Below are 19,611 nucleotides of genomic sequence, written 5' to 3'. Positions count from 1 at the left end.
AGTATACCATTATGAAATGCATTATGTATCTGATACAATAACGTGGGTTAAATCCATGTTGTCGAGGAGGTGCAATCGGATGCCCGTTGCGAAGAAATACTTTGAAATACGATGGCACGGTAGAGCCGGGCAAGGTGCGAAGAGTGCTTCCCAGATGCTGGCAGAAGCCGCTCTGGAAGCCGGGAAATACGTTCAGGCTTTTCCAGAATACGGTGCAGAAAGAACAGGTGCTCCCATGAGGGCCTTCAACAGGATTGGTGATGAGTACATCAGAGTGAGATCTGCAGTGGAAAACCCGGACGTCGTTGTGGTGATCGATGAAACACTACTTTCTCCCGCCATTGTAGAAGGCCTTTCAGAAGATGGTATCCTCCTTGTGAACACCGTTAAGGATTTCGAATTCGTCAGAAAAAAGACAGGATTCAACGGAAAGATATGCGTGGTGGATGCTACAGACATCGCTCTCCAGGAGATAAAGAGAGGAATACCGAACACACCGATGCTTGGAGCGCTGGTCAGAGTGACAGGTATTGTGCCTCTCGAGGCGATAGAGAAGAGAATCGAGAAGATGTTCGGAAAGAAATTCCCTCAGGAAGTGATTGATGCGAACAAGAGAGCTTTGAGACGTGGATATGAGGAAGTAAAGTGCTCAGAGTGAGGAGGTGTGAGAATGTCTCTTAAAAGCTGGAAGGAAATTCCCATTGGAGGAGTCATCGACAAACCGGGAACAGCAAGAGAATACAAAACAGGTGCCTGGCGTGTGATGAGACCTATTCTTCACAAAGAGAAATGTATAGACTGTATGTTCTGCTGGCTCTACTGTCCAGATCAAGCGATCATCCAAGAAGGCGGAATAATGAAAGGTTTCAACTACGACTACTGTAAAGGATGCGGACTCTGTGCGAACGTATGTCCAAAGCAGGCCATAGAGATGAGACCTGAGACTGAGTTTCTGAGCGAGGAGGGATGAGGATGGAAAGGGTCGTCGAGAGAGTGGCCGTCACCGGCGCTGAGGCCGTTGCCAATGCGATGAGACAGATAGAGCCCGATGTCGTTGCGGCGTACCCGATCACTCCACAGACACCTATTGTGGAGTACTTCGCCAGGTTCGTCGCGGACGGCGTTGTCAGGACAGAAATGATTCCCGTCGAAAGTGAACACAGTGCGATGAGCGCTGTCGTTGGAGCCGCTGCCGCGGGAGCAAGAGCGATGACAGCAACCAGTGCAAATGGACTCGCACTGATGCACGAAATAGTTTACATCGCTGCCTCCTACAGACTTCCCATTGTGATGCCCGTTGTGAACAGAGCGCTCAGTGGTCCTATAAACATTCACTGTGACCACAGCGACGCGATGGCAGAAAGGGATTCTGGATGGATTCAGCTCTTTGCGGAAACTAATCAGGAGGCTTACGATTTCACCATTCTCGCTGTGAGACTGGCAGAACACGAAGATGTGAGACTTCCCGTCATGGTGAACCTCGATGGGTTCATCCTTTCTCACGGAGTGGAACCCGTTGAGTTCTATCCCGATGAACTCGTGAAGAAGTTCGTTGGAGAGCTCAAACCCATGTATCCTCTTCTGGATACTGAACACCCTGTAACCTGGGGTCCTCTCGATCTTTACGATTACTACTTCGAACACAAAAGACAGCAGATTGAAGCCATGGAAAACGTAAAGAAGGTGTTCCCGGAAATCGCAAAAGAATTCGAAGAAACGTTTGGAAGGAAATACTGGTTTGTCGAACCGTACAGAATGGAAGATGCAGAGCACGTGATGGTAGCACTGGGCTCCACAAACAGCACGATAAAGTACGTGGTTGATGAACTGAGAGAAGAAGGCTACAAAGTTGGATCTTTGAAAATCTGGATGTTCAGACCGTTCCCGAAGGAGCAGCTTCAGGAACTCCTCAACGGAAGAAAGAGTGTAGTTGTGCTCGACAGAGCTGTTTCCTTCGGAGCGGAAGCACCTCTCTACGAAGCAGTGAAATCTGCGCTCTACGAAGTAGCAGCGAGGCCGATGCTTGGATCCTATGTCTACGGTCTCGGTGGAAGGGACATCAAACCAGAGCACATCAGAAAAGCGTTCGAAGATGCCATAAACGGAAACCTCATAGCAGATGAACAGAGATATCTTGGTCTCAGAGAGTGAAGGAGGTGTGAGGAATGCCCGTTAACATAAAACAGCTGGCACAGGAGTTCGATAAGAAAGAAATCGGTATCACACAGGGTCACAGGCTCTGTCCAGGTTGTGGAGCACCCATCACAGTGAAGTTCGTGATGATGATCGCAAGACACCTCGGATACGAACCCGTTGTTGGACTCGCAACAGGTTGTCTGGAGGTTTCTACCTCCATCTATCCGTACACCGCTTGGAGCGTACCTTACATTCACAACGCCTTTGAAAACGTGGCAGCAACGATGAGCGGTGTGGAAACGGCTTACAAAGCACTGAAAAACAAAGGAAAGATCCCAGAAGACAAAAAATACGCCTTCATTGCTTTTGGTGGAGACGGTGGAACGTACGATATCGGTCTTCAGTCACTGTCCGGGATGCTCGAAAGAGGTCATAAAGTGCTTTACGTGCTCTACGACAACGAGGGATACATGAACACAGGAAACCAGAGATCCGGATCCACACCCCCGGGTTCGGATACCACAACAGCCCCTGTTGGAAAGAAACTCCCCGGAAAGGTCCAGCTGAAAAAGAACATCGTCGAGATCGTAGCGGCTCACGAGAACGTCTACGCAGCTACCGCATCGCTCTCTGAACCCATGGACTTCTTTGCCAAGGTGGAAAAGGCGCTGAACTTCGATGGACCTTCTTTCCTTGCGGTCTTCTCTCCTTGCGTCAGGTTCTGGAGAGTGAACGACGATAAAACAGTAGAAATATCAAAACTCGCCGTAGAAACGAAGTACTGGCCTTTGTACGAAGTGGAAAGAGGAGTTTACAGAGTCACCAGAAAACCGAGACAGTTCAAACCTGTGGAGGAATTCCTGAAGGCTCAGGGAAGGTTCAGAAAACTTCTTTCAAGACCGGATGCAAAAGAAATCGTAGACGAACTCCAGGAATACGTCGACAGAAGATGGGAAAGACTACTCACACTGGAAGAGGTTACAAAGGACAAACCGATTAGATAAAACGGGCGGGGGTTACCCCGCCTTTTCTGTGGGGTGTTAGCATGCTCGAAGGCAAGGTGGCAGTCGTTACAGGTGGAGGTCAGGGAATCGGAGCCGCGATCACGCAGCTTTTTGCGGAAAACGGCATGAAGGTAGTCATAGCAGAGATAGACGAAGAAGCGGGCGTTGAAAGAGAAGAGATGTTGAGAGAAAGAGGGCTGGATGTCACATTCGTAAAAACGGACGTTGCAGATGAAAACTCCGTGAAGAACATGGTGAGAAAAACCGTCGAAATATACGGCGGGGTAGACGTTCTGGTGAACAACGCAGCCGTCATGTCCGTGAAGAGCATCTTCGAAAGACCTCTCGAAGAATGGGAGAGAGTGATCAGGGTGAACCTCACGGGGCCTTACATCTGTTCTCGATACTGCGCGGAAGAAATGATAAAACGCGGTGGCGGAGTGATCATAAACATAGCAAGCACAAGGGCATTTCAGTCAGAGCCGGACACAGAACCCTACTCGGCTTCAAAGGGAGGCCTCGTAGCGCTCACGCACTCCTTGGCCGTGAGTCTTTCCAGATATCACATAAGAGTGGTGAGCATAAGCCCCGGCTGGATAGAAACATCGGAATGGAAGAAGAAGTCCCTGAGAAAAAAACCCGATCTGAGACCCATCGATCACGAACAGCACCCGGCTGGAAGAGTTGGAAATCCCTTAGATATTGCCCATCTCTGCGTCTTTCTCGCGGACGACGAAAAAGCAGGTTTCATAACAGGCACGAACTTCATCGTCGATGGTGGTATGACGGTGAAGATGATATACGAGGAATGATCGAGCTGGATTACCTGACAATTGCATTCGGAGGAGCGATTGGAGCCGTTCTCAGATACCTTGTTTCCCGTACGATCAATTCACTCCTGCCGTTCTCTTACATACCACTTGGCACGATCATCGTGAACTCTGTGGGTTCTTTTTTTCTTTCGTTTTTGATGTTCGCCGCTATCGAGAAAGTTCCTCTCTCTAAGGAAGCCATCCTTTTCTTTGGAACGGGGCTCCTGGGAGCTTTCACCACTTTTTCCACTTTTACCTATGAAACGCTCTCACTCATCGAAGAGAGTCCCGCAAGGGGAGTTGCCTACGCGCTCGTCAATCTTCTCTTCGCTTTTACATGTGCCTACTTTGGAATGATTCTGGGGAGGGGGAAGGTATGAAGCTTCTCAAGATCTATCTTGGAGAGAAAGACAGACACAGCGGAAAGCCTCTTTTCGAGTATCTTGTGAAACGCGCTTACGAACTCGGTATGAGAGGAGTCACCGTTTACAGAGGCATTATGGGTTTCGGTCACAAAAGACACATGCACAGAAGTGACTTCTTCAGTCTTTCACCGGATCTCCCCATCGTTCTTGAAATCGTCGATGAAGAAGAGAGAATAAACATGTTTTTGAAGGAAATCGACAATATAGACTTCGATGGTCTCGTTTTCACCGCTGACGTCAACGTGGTAAAGATGGGTTAACGCTCGAAAAATCGATCCATATCCTCATAGCTGATCTTGAAAGAAATCGGTCTTCCATGAGGACATCTTTCAAACCGCTTCTTGAAGAAGACATCCAGCAGTTTCGATGTGGTCTCTTCGTCGAATTCTCCAGATTTCGTGGCAAGTTTACAAGCGGCAAGGGCTATTCTTTCCTTCAATTTCTCATCAACCGAGAAGTCCCTGAAAAATTCCTCCACGACGTCTTCTGTGAGAAACTCCGGGATTTCAATGACTTTCAAAGCTCCTTCTTCTCCTTGAAAGGAGAATCCGTATTCTTCCAGTTTTTGTTTTTCTTCCCTTGATAGCACAACTGTTATGTTCTTTTTCACCGGTCTTTTCCCCCAGCTTTTTTTCGAAAGGATTTCTTCGTAAATCGTTCGTTCGTGGAGTGCATGGAGATCCACAAAGAGCAGTCCATCTTCCACTTCAACGACGGCGTACTTACCCTTGACCAGAAACCATCTGTAGGATGGCGCTTCTGCCACACTCAGGGCACGGGAGGATATCTCTTCGTATGTAACCGATCTGTACCATTTCCGTGCCAGATTTTTTTTAAGAACCTCTTCCAGACTTTTTTTTACCTTTTCTTCGTTGAGAAATTTCACCACGATTTTCGAAGGGTGTATGTTCACGTCGAGTTCTTCCGGATTTACCTCTATGAAAAGAATCACAATAGGATAGCTTCTTTTTGGAAGGTCGTAAACTTTCATGAGTACTTCGTGGAGTTCATCGGAAACTACAAAGCGGCCGTTCACGTAGAAGTACTCCCCTGTTCTGCTGGATCTAGTTACCTCTCGGGATGAAACAATTCCATTTATCCTCAGGCCGGATAATTCCTCTTCGAACGTGATGTAACCTTTCCTCAGATCTTCAAGGATCAAGAGGGCTCTTTCAAAGATGTTCTGTGTTTTTGGAAAGGAATGGACTATCTTTCCATCTGAAGCAAAGACAAAATCAACGTCGTTTCGCGCAAGGACGAATCTTTCAAACATCTCGCGGCACATTCTCAACTCTATGGCAGAGGATTTCAGGGATTTTCTACGGACGGGTAGATTGAAGAAGAGATCTCTCACTTCAACAGTGGTACCGATATCCCTGTGGGTTTCCGAGATTTCTTCAACTTTCCCTCCAGCGATCACCAGCTGTGTTGCAAGTGCATCTTTTTCCGTTTTCGTCACGATCCTGGTTCTACTGACCTGCACGATCGAAGCGAGCGCTTCCCCTCTGAAGCCGTAAGTTCTGATCCTTTGAAGATCCTCCTCATTCTCTATCTTGCTTGTCGTGTAAGGTTCTATCGCCAGAAGGGCTTCTTCTCTGGTCATCCCGATTCCATTGTCGGATACCCTTACCATGTTTTTTCCACCGTTTTCTATCTCAACAACTATTCTGGTGGCCTGTGCATCCAGGCTGTTTTCCACAAGTTCTTTCAGGACAAAAGAGGGATTGTGGATTACCTCACCCGCTGCGATCTTTCTGATGAGGCTTTCGGGAAGCCTTTTTATTCTCAAAACAGAACACCTCTCCACACGATTTCTCTGAAAATTTTAACACCCAGAAAAAAGGCGGGATAACCCCGCCTGTTTTTTCTGTTGATTTTTCTTCTCACACCTTGAACTTTTGAACGAGCGTTGAGAGCTGTTCAGAGAGGGAAGAGAGTTTTTCGGCAGCCTCTGAGACTCTGGCAGCAGACTCGGTCTGGTTTTCTATGAGAGACTCCATCCTGTTCAGGCTTTCCACAACCCCTTCAACGATCTTTGTGACGTTGTCCATGGCACTTGCCATCTCTTCTGCAGCTGCCCCCTGCTCCTGCGCTGTCGCTGCCGTGTTCTCTATCATGCTGTTGATCTCTTCTATCCTTCCAAGGATCTCTCTGAATCTCTTCGTCACTTCTTCTCCCATCACCGCTATCTCGTCCACTCCTTCGAACATCTCTTTCGAGCCGTTCTCTACGTGTTCTATCGTCGTCCTCAGATTGCTCAGCATCTTCGCTATGTCTTCTGTCGCCCTCTGGCTCTCTTCTGCAAGTTTCCTTATCTCGTCTGCCACAACCGCAAAGCCCCTTCCAGCTTCCCCTGCCCTCGCCGCTTCTATCGCTGCGTTCAAGGCAAGTAGGTTCGTCTGCTCTGCTATCGAGCTGATCGTGTCCACTATCTCTCCTATCGTCTTGGCTGAGTCAACGAGTTCTTTCAGGTAGTCCCTCTGTCTTTCTGCTGACCCTTTGAGTTTGTTTATGACTCCTCCCACCGCTTCTACCCTCTCTGTCCCTTCCCTTGCCGCTTTCGTCACCGCTTCTGACCTTTCTGTCAAATCCTGGGTGATCTTTGAGATGTTTTGAGCACTCGCTGCCACTTCTTCTACTCCACTCGTCACTTCTGTCAACGCACTGCTCATGTTGTTCGCTTCGTCCAGTATCTTTTTGGCTTCTTCGTGCAGGTTCTCTGACATCCTGTGGCTCTCTTCTGAGAGAACTTTTATCTCTTCTGATGCACCGTTCAGCTCCTTTGCAGCTTCTATGATGCTCACTATCATCTCTTTGAGTGAGAGTGCTGCTTCTTTCAGGCTCTCTTCCATCTGGGTCAGCTCGTCTTTTCCTTTTGCTTCAAACTCTACTGTCAGGTCCCCTTCTCCGAATCTCTTCACTCTCTCCACCTGCTGCCTCATCCTCTTCACTATCGGCATCATCGAAACAAACAGTACCACAAAGATCACGCCACCAAACACCACATACGTCACTATCGTCCCAAGGGTCGCTTTCCTTCCTTCTGCAAGAAGTTCTTCCAGGTACCCCGTCGAGAAGATGTAGAAGTCGTATCCAGGTACTTTCTCCCACACGGCGTATTTCTTCCCGTCGTATTCGTATTCTACGTATTTTTCCCCACCTCTCTTTGCCTCTTCAAACGCTTTCTCAAAGCCACCAAGCTCTTTCACGTCTCTCATGAAATTCCCCATGTCCCTGTGGAGCAACACCTTCCCATCACCTGTGACAAGTATCCCGTAGCCACTCTTGCTCGCTTTCCCTTCTTCTACAACTGACTTCCAAAGATCGGAGTTCTCAGAGAGGGATATACCTAGTGCTATCAGTCCAGATGGTTCTGAACCGAACGTTGTGATTCCCTCTAAGAAAAGCAAAACAGGCTTTCCATCGATGGATTCGGCAAGGACAAGCGAAGTTTTGTTCTTTTCCTTCATAAGACTGAGGTACTTTCCGTACTCTGAATAGTTCTTCTCTTCTATTTTTTCTGGTAGAACTAAATAAGCAGATTCGCTCATCTCATCGACAACAATACCAACGGAGACTGTATCCGTAGCCCCCTGAAGAACAGACTGAAGGTTAGAAGCGATCGTGTAACCTCCTATGAGAGAGCTGCCAAGGAGAGTTTTCAGATTTCTCTGAACCTCGTTCAACTTCTGGGAGATGTACTTCGAAAGAGAAGATACCGATTTTTCCATGTAATCTTTTGCGTTGCTGATGAGAAGAGACGATGTGCCTCTCTGGACCAGATAAGCACTGAGAACGAAAGAAACAAGAATCACAACCATTATGAGTATGATCCTGAATCTTATGTTCACTTCGCATCTCTCCTTTTACGGTTCTGAAACATCCCCGGCGCGAAGCACCGGGGAGGAGTCTCATTGAGGACTCACCGAAACATCATCGAAATAGATTGTAGTTGCCGTTTCTTTTCCAAGTTCGAAACTGATCTGAACGACCTCATCCGCATCGTCTGGATGCGTGTAGGTGAACGTGAACGTCTGCCAGTCCGCTGTGAGATTCACCGTTTGAGCAAAATAGTTGGTCCAGGGATCGTGATTCTGCAGAATTTTCACATTTATAGGTCTTGGTGTATCCGCTTTTGCTTTGAAAGAAATGGTGTAGGTTTTTCCTCTGTAAAGACCTATCCACTGGTTGAACTGAATATGCCACGTGTCAGTTCCAGGATCGGCTATCGTGATATAAGCGTAGCCATCCCTGACACCGTAATCGGAGACCCTGGCACCACTGATTCCGTAGTCTCCCGCCTGCCAAATGAACCATTCGTCCGGGTTGTTGGCCTGATCGTTCACAATAGGTTCGTCGAAGGTGCCGTTGTTTATCCGTTCATAGGTCACCTCGGGACCTGCCTGCTGCTGTGCTTGTTCATATTCGCAGTCATCCACTTCCCCGGTGATTGTTTCAGGATTCTTATCTTCGTAGACTCTGATGTAGTCGATGTACATTCTCTGCGGGAATTGGGTGGTTTCGTCGGGATAACCTGGCCAGTAGCCTCCCACGGCAACGTTCAGAATGAGGAAGAACGGATGGTCGAAAACCCACTCAAGACCGAGTTCGGCCAGTTCATCCTTGCTGAGGACGTGGTAGAGCTGTCCGTCCACGTACCACTCCACTTCGTCTTCGTCCCACTCGATGGAGAAAATGTGGAAGTCTTCGGAGAAATCAGGAACTCCTTCTGGAAGATGATAGGCCACGCCTATACTTGCACCACCGGAATATCCCGGACCGTGTGCTGTTCCATAAACGGTTCTGGTGTCGTGGCCAAGCATTTCCATGATGTCTATCTCACCACAGGTGGGCCATCCGACCTCTCCTATGTTGTTTCCGAGCATCCAGAGAGCGGGCCAGATACCTTTTCCTTTTGGAAGTTTTGCCCTTATTTCGATTTTTCCGTACTTTATTTCGAATTTTCCTTCTGTGGTCATCCTGGCTGAGGTGTAGTCGTAGGTTCCGTACTCATCGGAAACCTGTTCTTTTCTCGCCTCAATCACAAGACAGCCGTTCTCAACGAACGCGTTTTCGTCTGTATAGTACTCGAGTTCCCCGTTACCCCAGCCTGGAATACCTTTTGCATGACCGTTTCCTATCTCGAAGTTCCAGATGTTCGGATCGATAACACCGTCATCGAACTCCTGACTCCAAACGAGCTGCCAGTCTTCCACTTTGTCTTCATCCTCCTCGGTGTAGATTTCGTTTTCCTCACCGCTTACCTCGAGAACACCGATGTCCTCCATCACTACGTCGTCTATCCAGACCGTGCCGGTATACCTTCCAAGCTGAAACTCGAAACGAGCATTTTCATCGGTCTCCTGTCTCATGACGAATTCGAACTCGTACGTCTGCCAGTCCGTTCCAAGCTCGAAGACCATGCCGCCGGATTCGTCGGTACCGGGATTGTACGCAGCCCAGCTTCTTCCAGCTGTTCCGCCTATCTTCACTCCAACGTTCCTTTGAGAGGAAGCTCTGGCTCGGAAAGAAACTCTGTACTTGTGGAGTTTCTCAACACGTATGGGAGCCTGTATGATCTGAACCGACCAGGTGTGATCTCCTCCGTTTGTTATCTCAACCACGAGAACGCCGTTTTCAACTCGAGCCGTTCCCTCACCGTTTGAATTGGTGAAGAATACCCAGTTTCCTTCTGTGTTTATGGAACCATCCTCTGCGGGTGGGTCTATATCCATACCTGCGATGAGGATTGGTTCATCGAAAGAAGCGTTGCCAAGGATGTTTTGAGCCAGAATGAAAACAGGAAAGAGAAGCAGAGCGAAAACCAGCCTGCTCATCATATTACCCCCTTTTCATGGTTTGAATCTCTTCTCTCCCTCAACCAGAAAAATATCTCTCAACCTTATATCCCTCGAAGATGCACCGACCCTGACCTCGTATTCTCCTGACTCGACAACCCATTCTTTCCCATCGAAACTCGCAAGATCTCTAAGAGGAATTTCCAGAAAGATCTTTTCGGATTCACCCGGGTTCAAAAGTTTTGTTTTGTGGAACGCTTTCAGCTCCTGGAAGGGTTTGTCTATTTTCCCTTTTGGAGCTTTGACATAAACCTGTGAGACTTCCTTTCCAGCTCTGTCCCCGGTGTTTGTGATCGTGTACGACACTCTGAGTATATCTCCGTCGATAGCGATCTTTAAATCTTTGTATTCAAACTTTGTGTAAGAGAGGCCGTAGCCGAACTCGTAGGCAGGTTCCACACCAAAGGTGTCGTAGTACCTGTATCCCACGTAGATGTCTTCCTCGTACACCACTCTTTGCGGATTGTCCTTTGGCTCTCCTGGGAACGTCCAGGATGGAACGTCCGAGTAATCCTTCGGGAAGGTCGTTGGAAGTTTTCCGGAGGGGTTTACCCTTCCCACAAGAACATCGGCCACTATTCTTCCCATCTCCTGTCCTGCTTGCCAGACGAGAAGGATTCCATCCACAAGATCTCTCCAGCTTGCAACTTCAATGGGACTTCCGATGTTGAGAAGAACCACAACCTTCTTACCCTGTTCGTGGAATTCCCTTGAGACTGTTTTTATGAGCTCCAGCTCGTCATCGGAGAGGTAGAAGTCACCTTTCACCGGCTTTCTGTCGTATCCCTCACCGGAGATCCTACTGATTACAACAACTGCAGCATCGTTTTTCTTCGCAGCCTTCTTTATCTCTTTTTCTGAGAGAAAGTTCTCTGGAAGTTTCGGTTTTATAACCGTTCCCCAGGAGTCAGTTCTGGGTTTATATTCCTCTGTTTCTCTCATCTTTTTGATGTAATCCTCATAGATGGAGGTGAGTTCTTCGTCGAACTTCATGTTTCTTTCTTTTATGCCTTCAAGGATAGAGATCGTGTATCTCGGATGGGTGTCTCCACTTCCCGTTCCTCCCTTTATTGTTTCGATTTGACCGGTGCCAAAGACGGCGACATGGATACTTTCATCGAATGGAAGAACACCGTTGTTCTCAAGAAGGACAACACCCTCCACACCTGCTTCGTAGGCAACTTTCGCGTGAGATTCGAGGTCCGGTTTGTTCGAGTACCTGTACCCTTTAAAGGAAGGCGCGTTCACAAGAACTTTGAGGATGTTTCTCACACATTCGTTCAGGACTTCCTCACTGAGTCTTCCCTCCTTCAACGCCTCCATGATTTCTTCTATTTCATCTCTTCTTTCCGTGTTCACCTGATACGCTTTTCCAGGCATGATCATATCGTTTCCGGCCTTGAGCTGTTCTACAGGGTTGTCTCCCGCGTACCAGTCGCTCATCACGAAACCGTCAAATCCCCATTCTTCCCTGAGAACCTTCTTCAAAAGCCATTCGTTCTGTGAACAGTATTTTCCATTCAGTTTGTTGTAAGCGCTCATCACGGTCCAGGGTCTTGCTTTCTTGACGGCAATTTCAAAACCTTTCAGATATATTTCTCTGAGGGCTCGCTCGGACACGATCGTGTCCACTACCATCCTGTTCGTTTCCTGGTTGTTCGCGACAAAGTGTTTTATGCAGGCTCCCACCCCTTGAGATTGAACTCCCTTGACAAAGGCTGAAGCCATTTCACCGGAAAGGACAGGATCTTCTGAATAATACTCGAAATTCCTTCCACAAAGAGGGTTCCTGTGAATGTTCATCGCAGGTGCAAGAAGCACATCGACACCGTATTCCCTGACTTCTTCTCCCATAGCTTTTCCTACTTCTTCCAGAAGATCTTTGTTCCAGGTGGAAGCGAGCATGATTTCAACAGGAAACGCTGTTGTGTAATAGGTGTTTTCGTCGTTCTCTCTTGTGGGATTTATTCTGAGGCCCGCGGGACCGTCGGCCAGAACGAAAGAAGGAATTCCAAGCCTCGGAACAGGATGCGTTTCTCCAGCTGCACCTGCCACTCTGGAATGTGGATTTCCAAAAAGTCCTGGAAGACCAACCCCCACTACAAGTTTCACTTTTTCTTCAATAGTCAGCTGTGAAAGGATTTCATCGATCTTTCCCATCATCTTCTTCCCTCCTCTTTTTCTTTTCTCTGATGACAAGAAACACAAGGAAAGGTACCGTGAGTCCAAGAAGTCCTAAATTGAGGTAGAACTCCACTGGCCTCAAACCACGCCACAGGTAATAAAACAGAACTATCAACTCAAGAACCAGGGCCCAAGAAAAAATAGAGAGAATCGCCTTCGTAAACATCACAGATCCTCCAGTTTCCTGTAAAGCTTCGGGATGCTACCGACGAGAAGTTTAGTGTATTCGTGGGTCGGCTCGAGAACCACTTTGTCTGGGTGTCCCCTTTCCACGATTTCACCGTTCTTCATAACGAAAATGTTGTCGGAAACGTAATAGGCAAGCCCCAGATCGTGTGTGATGAATATGATGGACGTTCCCTGTTCCTCTCTGAGCTCTTCGAGGAGTTTTATGATACCTCCTCTGGAGGAAGCGTCTATCATGGATGTGGGTTCGTCCGCTACGATCAAAAGAGGCCTCAAGATCCAGCATCTTGCTATCATGATTCTTTGTTTCTGTCCACCAGAAATCTGGTGCGGGTACTTTCCAAGTACATCCTTCGGATCTATCCCCACTCTGAAAAGCGACTCCTTTATGAGTTCGAGCGCTTCTTTCTTGTTTGAAGGCTTGTTCTCGAGAAGACTTATGGCCTGCCAGAGAGTTCTCTCGACTGGATAGAAGGGATTGTAACTCGCAAAAGGATCCTGGAAAACCGCGTGGACCTTCCTTCTGAATTCAACCAGAGATTCCCTGTCCTTTATATCTTTCCAGATATCTTTACCTTCAAAGTAGATTTCACCGGAGGTAGGGGGAAGGAGCCTCAGTATCATCTTTGCGGTGGTTGTTTTTCCGGAACCGCTTTCTCCAACGAGTGAAACGATTTCTTTTTCCTTCACCTCAAAAGAAACATTCTTCACCGCCTCTATACGACGCTTGGAGAAGAATCCAAGTGAAAAGATCTTTGTAAGGTTCTTCACGACGAGCCTGCTCATGCTCTCTCCTCCATGTAAAGCCAGCATGCAACTCTTCTTCCCGGTTCTATTTCCGTTAGTGGTGGTTCTTTTTCTTTACAGACATCCATCGCGTGAGGGCATCTGGGATGGAATCTGCAGCCAGATGGAGGATTTATGAGATTGGGTGGAGCACCAGGAATGGAGGTGATTCCTCTCTTTTTCACCTCTGGTTCTGGAGTGAGAACCGAATTGAAAAGCCCCTGGGTGTAAGGATGAAGCGGTTTTTCCAGGAGACTTTCCACAGGTGCGAACTCAACTATCTTTCCAGCGTACATGATAATCATTCTGTCTGCGATCTGCCTTACAGTCGCTATGTCATGGGTGATGAAGATTATGCTCTTCACGATTCCTTGGCGTTTCATCTGCATCAGGACTTTCAAAAGAACCTTTTGATTCACAACATCCAGAGCGGAAGTTGGCTCGTCAGCTATGAGAAGGCTCGGATTCAATATAGTTGCGATCGCTATCACGGCTCTTTGTCTCATTCCACCACTGAGCTCAAAAGGATATCTTTTAATCCAGAGTGGATCGAGTCCTACCTCTTCGAATCTCCTTCTGGCTTTCTCCAAAAGCTCTTCTTCGTCTATTCTGTGTGATTCTGCAAGGTGTCTCACGTATTTTTCCATTCTGATGGTTGGCATCAGTGCATTCATCGCCGCCTGGGGTATTATCGTTATCTCCTTTCCCCAGAATTTTCTTTTCACTTCGTCTCTTGTCATGGACGAGATTTCTACAAACTCTCCGTTAACTCTCAGAAAAATCTTTCCATCAACGAGTGTCAGAGGTTTTACCATGTTCATGAAAATCACGTTCGAGAGAGTTGTCTTTCCACAACCAGATTCACCGACAACCCCTATAACTTCGTCTTCCAGTATTTCAAAAGACAAACCATCCACAGCTTTGACAGAAACCTTTTCCAGTTTATAGTAGGCCCTCACATTTTCTGCTTTCAAAAGTATTTCTTTCATTCTTCACTCCTCCCTCAAGCGTGGATTGAAGACTTCATCCATTGCAGTACTGATGACCAGCAAAGAAGCAGTGACAGCCACAATGGCGAGTCCTGGTGGCACGAACCACCACCACAGACCTCTTCTCACTGCCTCCATGAGAACTGCCCACTGAAGCATGATTCCAAGGGAGATTCCCTGGGTGGGACCGAGCCCTATCAAGCTCAGACCTGCTTCTCCCATGATTCCTCCGTTTATGAAAAGAACAAAGGACATGAAGGCGTAAGTCGCAATCGTTGGGATGAGGTCTTCTATCACCAGTCTGAGATCGGAATAGCCGGCCATAACAGAAAGGTACACGTACTCCCTCGACATCACACTCATGAGTTGTGCTCTTATCGCTCGCGCAAACCAAGGCCACTGGAATAAGCCCAAGATGACCGCAACCATTTCAACACTTCGTACCTTCAAATAACTCGCTATCAAAATTGCTATGAGTATCGAAGGAGTAGTAAGGACGATGTTTGTTATTCCCATCAATACATCATCCACAATACCCCTTTTCACGGCGGAGAAACTTCCTATGATCGTACCTATCACAAGCGAGATGATTGCAGCCAGAAAACCGATGTAAAGCGAAGAACGAATTCCATGAAGCAGTTGTGCAAGGACGTCTCTACCGTACGTGTCCGTTCCGAGAGGATGCGCGCTGGAAGGAGGTTGCTCGTAATCCCAGGTCATTTCCATAGGATCCACTTTGTAGAACACTGGCCCAAAAATTCCCAGGAAGAGAAAGAAGAGAAAAATCGAAAAACCTATTATGAACTTTTTGTTCTTGAAAAGTGGTCTTATCATCGTTCGAAACATATTTTATGCCTCCTGTCCCAGTCTTATTCTTGGATCTATCAAAGCGTAAAGGAAATCCACAATGAAGTTAGCGAGATAGATAGAGGCAATAAGAATCACAAAGATCCCCTGAATCAATGGATAATCGAGTGTAGTCAAAGCCCTGAAGAGTAGATATCCCGTTCCAGGGTAATTGAACACGATCTCAGTGATGAGGGCTCCTCCTAAAACCCCTCCTAAGCTCAAAGCGAGTCCCGTAATCTGTGGGAGGAGGGAGTTTCTGAAGACATACTTGAAAATTCTCTTGTCTTTCATACCAAGGTATTCAGAAAACATCGCATAATCGCTTCCAAGCTCGTATATCACCATGAGCCTCATTCCTATCGCCCATCCACCCATTGCAGAAACGACAATGGATGCAAAGGGCATTATGTAGTGCTTCAAAACATCAACGAAGAACGACCAGCTCAGATTCGGTATCGTCCCCTGAGAATAAGCTCCCTGAACAGGAAGCCAGCCGAGTTTAACTCCAAAAAAGAAGATGAATATCATTCCAAGCCAGTAATATGGAATCTGAGAAACTATCAGGGAAGTTGTAAGAACTCCCTTGTCAATCCATGTGTTTCTTTTGTAAGCTGCCAAAGCACCGAGGCTGTTACCCAAGATCCAGGCGACTATCGTCGCTGGAAGAAGGAGTGCCAGTGTCCACGGAATGACTGGAATGATCAGGTCAATGACTTTCCTGGGGTAGAAAGTAATGGATGTTCCAAGATCTCCTCGAAGTGCCTTGGTGATGAATTCGAAATACTGAACGTACCAGGGTTTCCCGAGACCAAATTCTTCCATCAAAGTTCTTTCTGCAGCTCTTATGGCTTCTGGATTAGCTTGGGCCACCCTTGAAAGGTTGGAAAGGATTTGAGATAAAGGATTCCCAGGAATCGCTCTTGGAAGTATAAACACAATAGTGGTTGCCACTATGTAGGTAACAAGCAGGAAGATGAAACGTCTCAAAAGATACTTGAACATCGATTTCGATCCCATTCAATTCTCACTCCCCACTCTGTTTTTGTGAAACCCGGCCCCGAAGTGGGGCCGGGGAAAGATCACATGGCCGCTTTCTGGAGATCTTCGAAGATCTTCGCGGTGGGTATCTCGATTCCTCCTTCATCAACCGTTCCAAGCCAGGACGGTACGGGCTGTGGATCGCTCTTCTTGGAGATGATGAAGAGAGTCGGCCAGGTGTCCGCGTGCCATGGAGAAGGTCTGAACCAGGCTGGATTGTCCTCGCTCGGCCAGTTGATCCAGTACTTCGTCGAGTATTCGTACCAGTGAGCCGTGTAAAACGCGGGTATGCTCGGTATATCTCTGTAGATGATCTGCTGGATTCTGAAGTACGCCTGTTTTCTCACCTCAGGATCGAGTGTAGAAACTGCTTTGTCGAGGAGTTCGACTACTTCATCATTATCGTACCTTTCCCAGTCTCCGGCCCACGTGACTTCACCTACAGGAGCAGACAGCCTCTTATCGAGCACAAACCTGTATATGTTGAACGGATGATCGAAGCTCGGACCAACACTCCAGGATATGATGAGGTCGAACGTTCCTTTCGTCATTCTGTCTGCCCATACAGAGTAATCTGGAAATTCAGTTCTTACATCGATACCTATGCTTCTCAGATTCTTTGCGATCATCTCACACATCATCATCCAGTCAGTCCAGCCGTACGGAACAGATATCGTGTACGGACCAAGTTTCGTGCCATCGGGGCCAACCCTTACACCATCAGGTCCTTTTTTGTACCCTGCCTCGTCCAAGATCTTGTTTGCCATATCGAGATCGAACGGGATTCTTCCATCTTCAGTTCCAAAGGTTTTCTTTGCAAGGTCGTAATCGATGTACTGTTTGTACGGCTCGAAGAGATCGATCACCATGGACGGGTGAGCCTGGCTTCCATAACCGAAGTAAGCCTTTTTGAGCATTTCGTTGTACGGAATAGCGTAAGCGATCGCTTTTCTCACAGCTGGGTCGCTCAAACCAGGTTTGGTGTTGTTTGCGTACACGAATCCCACACCGTCGGGAATGAAGTAAGGTTCCTTTTTGTACCATGTTCCAACTGGAAGGCCTTTCTTCTCCCACAGTTCCCAGACACTCGGGATGAAGAGTCCATTCCAGTCGATGTCGCCTCTTTCGAACGCGAGACTGGCGCTCGGATTGTCTTTGTAAATGACATGAGCCAGGTACTTGGGCCTTGGAAGTCCAAAGATGTCCTTGCCCCACCAGTCGTCAACTCTCTGGTACACAACGATGTTCGGGTCGTAATAGTAGAGTTTGTAAGGCCCGGAGACAACTTGCTCTTCGGGTTTGTCGTTGATCCAGTCTTTTATGTTCATCTGTGCCCTGATCCTTTCGTAGACGTGCTTGGGCATCGGCTGGGCACCGAGAGAGTAGGAAAGGAATTGGAAGTAGTTAAGATTCTCTTCCTTCGCCTTGAACTCGACCACTTTCGTATCAACAGCTTTCACGGACTCGATGTAGGTATCCCATCCACCCCCAGGACCTATTCCGAGTTCTTTGGTGAGCTCGAGAGCGTAGACAAAATCCTCCGCGGTGATAGGCACACCATCACTCCATCTCGCTTCAGGCCTAATGTAGATCCTCAGAGTTTTGTCATCCACGAACTCGTATCTTTCCGCGATAACAGGAATCCAGGCGTCTCTTCCGAGGTCGTACTGAAACGCCGGAAGGTACATGAACTGATCGGTGCCCCATGTGGACTGCGGTGCATAGAGGTTCCAGGTGGTTGCAGGACCCCAGAGAGCCCCTCCGATGTAGACTGTGTCTTCACGTGGCAGAGACACCTGTGCCATCAAACTGGAAAGAACCAGAAGAGCCAATAACAGTACAAGTGACTTTCTCATACCCACACCTCCTTCATATATGAATACAGGTTAAATTATTTGCCCCAAAAATTCCTCTATTGCCAGAACATTTCCTCCAACAAGAGACGGTGAAATTTCTTTGAAAATGGTATCTCTTATGAGAACGGCGGAAATTTCTTTGTCTGTTATCTTCTCAAGTTCTCTTTTTATAAAAGATCCGAATGTGTCCCAGAGATCGTTAACAACACCACCAAGTACTATCACGCCAGGATTCAGAAAGTAGACGATGTTCTTCAAAACAACTGCCACATGTTGAAGAAATTCTTCCATTGTTTCTTTTACGTTCTTTTCTCCTGAGAACCATAATCTTTTGACGTATCGGAACTTCTCGTTCAGTGATTCTCCCTGAAGTTCTACAAATTTTTCTATCTTTTCTATGAGTCGTGATATAGAGAGAAACTCCTCCACTTCTTTTCCGCTCTTCACATCAAGGACAACATGACCTATTTCTCCGGCAGCGAAATTTTCTCCTCTAACGATTTTTCCATTTACCGAAATCGCTCCACCGATTCCCTCACCAAAATAGAGAAAGAAGGCAACATCGCTTTCCTTCACATCCTGAGAAAAGAATTCTTCAGCTAACAGTGAAAGATTGGAATCGTTCTCCACTAGAACCTCCAAATCCAGATTTCCAAACTCTTTATGAAAATCAACATCTCTCCATCCGAGGTTTGGCGCGTGGATCAAAAACTTATTTTCTGTGTTCACAATACCCGGAAGAGAGAACACCACTTTCGATATGTTTTCGTTCAGAACGTGGTTTTTGAGAATGTTTTCATAAGAAGAAGCAACTCTTTGTTTGAACTCATCGAAATCCTTTGGAGTAGAGAACCTCTCAATTATTCTCCATGCACCATCCAGAAAACCAACTGCAACCAGTGTTTCAAGTACTTCCACGTTATATATTATGGATGTGATGAAGGATCTTGTTGGGCCGTAAGTTACAGCTTTTCTTCGACGACCAGTCGCTGTTCCCTTTTCCTCTACCAATCCCTCATTCACCAGTTCTTCAATGATCCTCCATATTGCGCTCTGAGCGAGTCCTGTTTTTCTGGCGATTTCCACCCTGCTGTGCGGTCCACTCTCTATCAGATATCTCAGAACCATCTTTTTGTTTTCCGTTTTCATGGATTTTGGATTCAGCTTTTTATGCACTTCATATTCCTCCTGCTTTTTATCTATCTTCCTCAGAAAGAAATTATAACGATATGAATCAAAAAGTACAAACACAAGTAATACCCATTTTTCATGATTATGAGTGAATAATGGGAATTATTTCAAATTATAGTTCAAATTCTAATATTTTCTTTGAGTTACAACTGATTTTACTCCCGATGCTCTTTCTAAAGAGTTCAAGGGCATCATTCTCAAAAATGTACGTAGTAAAAGCTCCGTCGAAACCATAAGTTATTGACTCCATGTAATGATCGGTTGCCGTTATTTTTTATGTTAAAATTACAACATACT

The 19,611-nt window shown here is 47.0% G+C and carries 18 protein-coding genes; 7 read left to right on the top strand and 11 right to left on the bottom strand.

The window, feature by feature from the left end; translation table 11 throughout:
• Positions 1 to 79: 79 nt before the first annotated feature.
• The 7 genes from porC to TPET_RS04610 are packed head-to-tail and all read left to right on the top strand — an operon-like array spanning position 80 to position 4,637.
• Positions 80 to 658, top strand: a complete 579-nt coding sequence (gene porC, locus TPET_RS04640) for a pyruvate synthase subunit PorC (protein WP_004082456.1) — start codon at positions 80 to 82, stop codon at positions 656 to 658.
• A 12-nt stretch (positions 659 to 670) separates the two neighbouring features.
• A complete protein-coding gene (porD, locus tag TPET_RS04635; protein WP_004082458.1) occupies positions 671 to 970 on the top strand; it encodes a pyruvate synthase subunit PorD in 300 nt (99 codons plus the stop codon).
• A 2-nt stretch (positions 971 to 972) separates the two neighbouring features.
• The gene (gene porA / locus TPET_RS04630) at positions 973 to 2,151 is read left to right on the top strand and encodes a pyruvate synthase subunit PorA (RefSeq protein WP_004082460.1); all 1,179 of its coding nucleotides are present in this window, start codon (positions 973 to 975) and stop codon (positions 2,149 to 2,151) included.
• 14 nt (positions 2,152 to 2,165) lie between these two features.
• Complete coding sequence (locus tag TPET_RS04625) at positions 2,166 to 3,140, top strand: thiamine pyrophosphate-dependent enzyme (RefSeq protein ID WP_004082462.1); 975 nt, start codon at positions 2,166 to 2,168, stop codon at positions 3,138 to 3,140.
• A 41-nt stretch (positions 3,141 to 3,181) separates the two neighbouring features.
• The gene (locus tag TPET_RS04620) at positions 3,182 to 3,952 is read left to right on the top strand and encodes a glucose 1-dehydrogenase (protein WP_011943481.1); all 771 of its coding nucleotides are present in this window, start codon (positions 3,182 to 3,184) and stop codon (positions 3,950 to 3,952) included.
• Positions 3,949 to 4,332, top strand: coding sequence for a fluoride efflux transporter CrcB (gene crcB / locus TPET_RS04615; RefSeq protein WP_011943480.1), 384 nt, complete (start codon positions 3,949 to 3,951; stop codon positions 4,330 to 4,332). Before TPET_RS04620 ends, crcB begins: the two co-directional genes overlap by 4 nt.
• Positions 4,329 to 4,637 carry a DUF190 domain-containing protein gene (locus tag TPET_RS04610; protein ID WP_011943479.1) on the top strand — a complete coding sequence of 103 codons (309 nt, stop codon included), beginning with the start codon at positions 4,329 to 4,331 and terminating at the stop codon, positions 4,635 to 4,637. The genes crcB and TPET_RS04610 overlap by 4 nt, the downstream gene beginning before the upstream one ends.
• On the opposite strand, the gene mutL is transcribed toward TPET_RS04610, so the two are convergent.
• The 11 genes from mutL to TPET_RS04555 form a co-directional block, all read right to left on the bottom strand.
• Positions 4,634 to 6,166 carry a DNA mismatch repair endonuclease MutL gene (mutL, locus tag TPET_RS04605; RefSeq protein WP_193325869.1) on the bottom strand — a complete coding sequence of 511 codons (1,533 nt, stop codon included), beginning with the start codon at positions 6,164 to 6,166 and terminating at the stop codon, positions 4,634 to 4,636. The two genes, TPET_RS04610 and mutL, sit on opposite strands and share 4 nt — an antisense overlap.
• A gap of 94 nt (positions 6,167 to 6,260) precedes the next feature.
• Positions 6,261 to 8,228, bottom strand: coding sequence for a methyl-accepting chemotaxis protein (locus TPET_RS04600; protein WP_011943477.1), 1,968 nt, complete (start codon positions 8,226 to 8,228; stop codon positions 6,261 to 6,263).
• 60 nt (positions 8,229 to 8,288) lie between these two features.
• Positions 8,289 to 10,217 (bottom strand): carbohydrate binding domain-containing protein, encoded by a 1,929-nt coding sequence (locus TPET_RS04595; protein ID WP_048810868.1) that lies wholly within the window; start codon positions 10,215 to 10,217, stop codon positions 8,289 to 8,291.
• A 12-nt stretch (positions 10,218 to 10,229) separates the two neighbouring features.
• Positions 10,230 to 12,395 (bottom strand): beta-glucosidase family protein, encoded by a 2,166-nt coding sequence (locus tag TPET_RS04590; RefSeq protein ID WP_048810915.1) that lies wholly within the window; start codon positions 12,393 to 12,395, stop codon positions 10,230 to 10,232.
• Positions 12,379 to 12,585, bottom strand: coding sequence for a TM0026 family membrane protein (locus tag TPET_RS04585; RefSeq protein WP_011943474.1), 207 nt, complete (start codon positions 12,583 to 12,585; stop codon positions 12,379 to 12,381). Before TPET_RS04585 ends, TPET_RS04590 begins: the two co-directional genes overlap by 17 nt.
• Entirely contained in the window at positions 12,585 to 13,391 is an 807-nt protein-coding gene (locus tag TPET_RS04580) for an ABC transporter ATP-binding protein (RefSeq protein WP_004082480.1), read from the bottom strand. The genes TPET_RS04585 and TPET_RS04580 overlap by 1 nt, the downstream gene beginning before the upstream one ends.
• Positions 13,388 to 14,380, bottom strand: coding sequence for an ABC transporter ATP-binding protein (locus tag TPET_RS04575; protein ID WP_011943473.1), 993 nt, complete (start codon positions 14,378 to 14,380; stop codon positions 13,388 to 13,390). Before TPET_RS04575 ends, TPET_RS04580 begins: the two co-directional genes overlap by 4 nt.
• Before the next feature lie 3 nt (positions 14,381 to 14,383).
• On the bottom strand, positions 14,384 to 15,226 hold the full coding sequence (locus tag TPET_RS04570) for an ABC transporter permease (RefSeq protein ID WP_011943472.1): 843 nt from the start codon (positions 15,224 to 15,226) through the stop codon (positions 14,384 to 14,386).
• 3 nt (positions 15,227 to 15,229) lie between these two features.
• On the bottom strand, positions 15,230 to 16,246 hold the full coding sequence (locus TPET_RS04565; RefSeq protein ID WP_011943471.1) for an ABC transporter permease: 1,017 nt from the start codon (positions 16,244 to 16,246) through the stop codon (positions 15,230 to 15,232).
• Between the two features lie 62 nt (positions 16,247 to 16,308).
• Positions 16,309 to 18,123 carry an ABC transporter substrate-binding protein gene (locus TPET_RS04560; RefSeq protein ID WP_011943470.1) on the bottom strand — a complete coding sequence of 605 codons (1,815 nt, stop codon included), beginning with the start codon at positions 18,121 to 18,123 and terminating at the stop codon, positions 16,309 to 16,311.
• Positions 18,124 to 18,153: 30 nt separating this feature from the next.
• The gene (locus TPET_RS04555) at positions 18,154 to 19,299 is read right to left on the bottom strand and encodes an ROK family transcriptional regulator (RefSeq protein ID WP_048810867.1); all 1,146 of its coding nucleotides are present in this window, start codon (positions 19,297 to 19,299) and stop codon (positions 18,154 to 18,156) included.
• Between the last annotated feature and the right edge of the window lie 312 nt (positions 19,300 to 19,611).

This window comes from Thermotoga petrophila RKU-1 (assembly GCF_000016785.1).
Taxonomy (GTDB): domain Bacteria; phylum Thermotogota; class Thermotogae; order Thermotogales; family Thermotogaceae; genus Thermotoga; species Thermotoga petrophila.
This window is presented reverse-complemented; position numbering and strand designations above follow the sequence as displayed.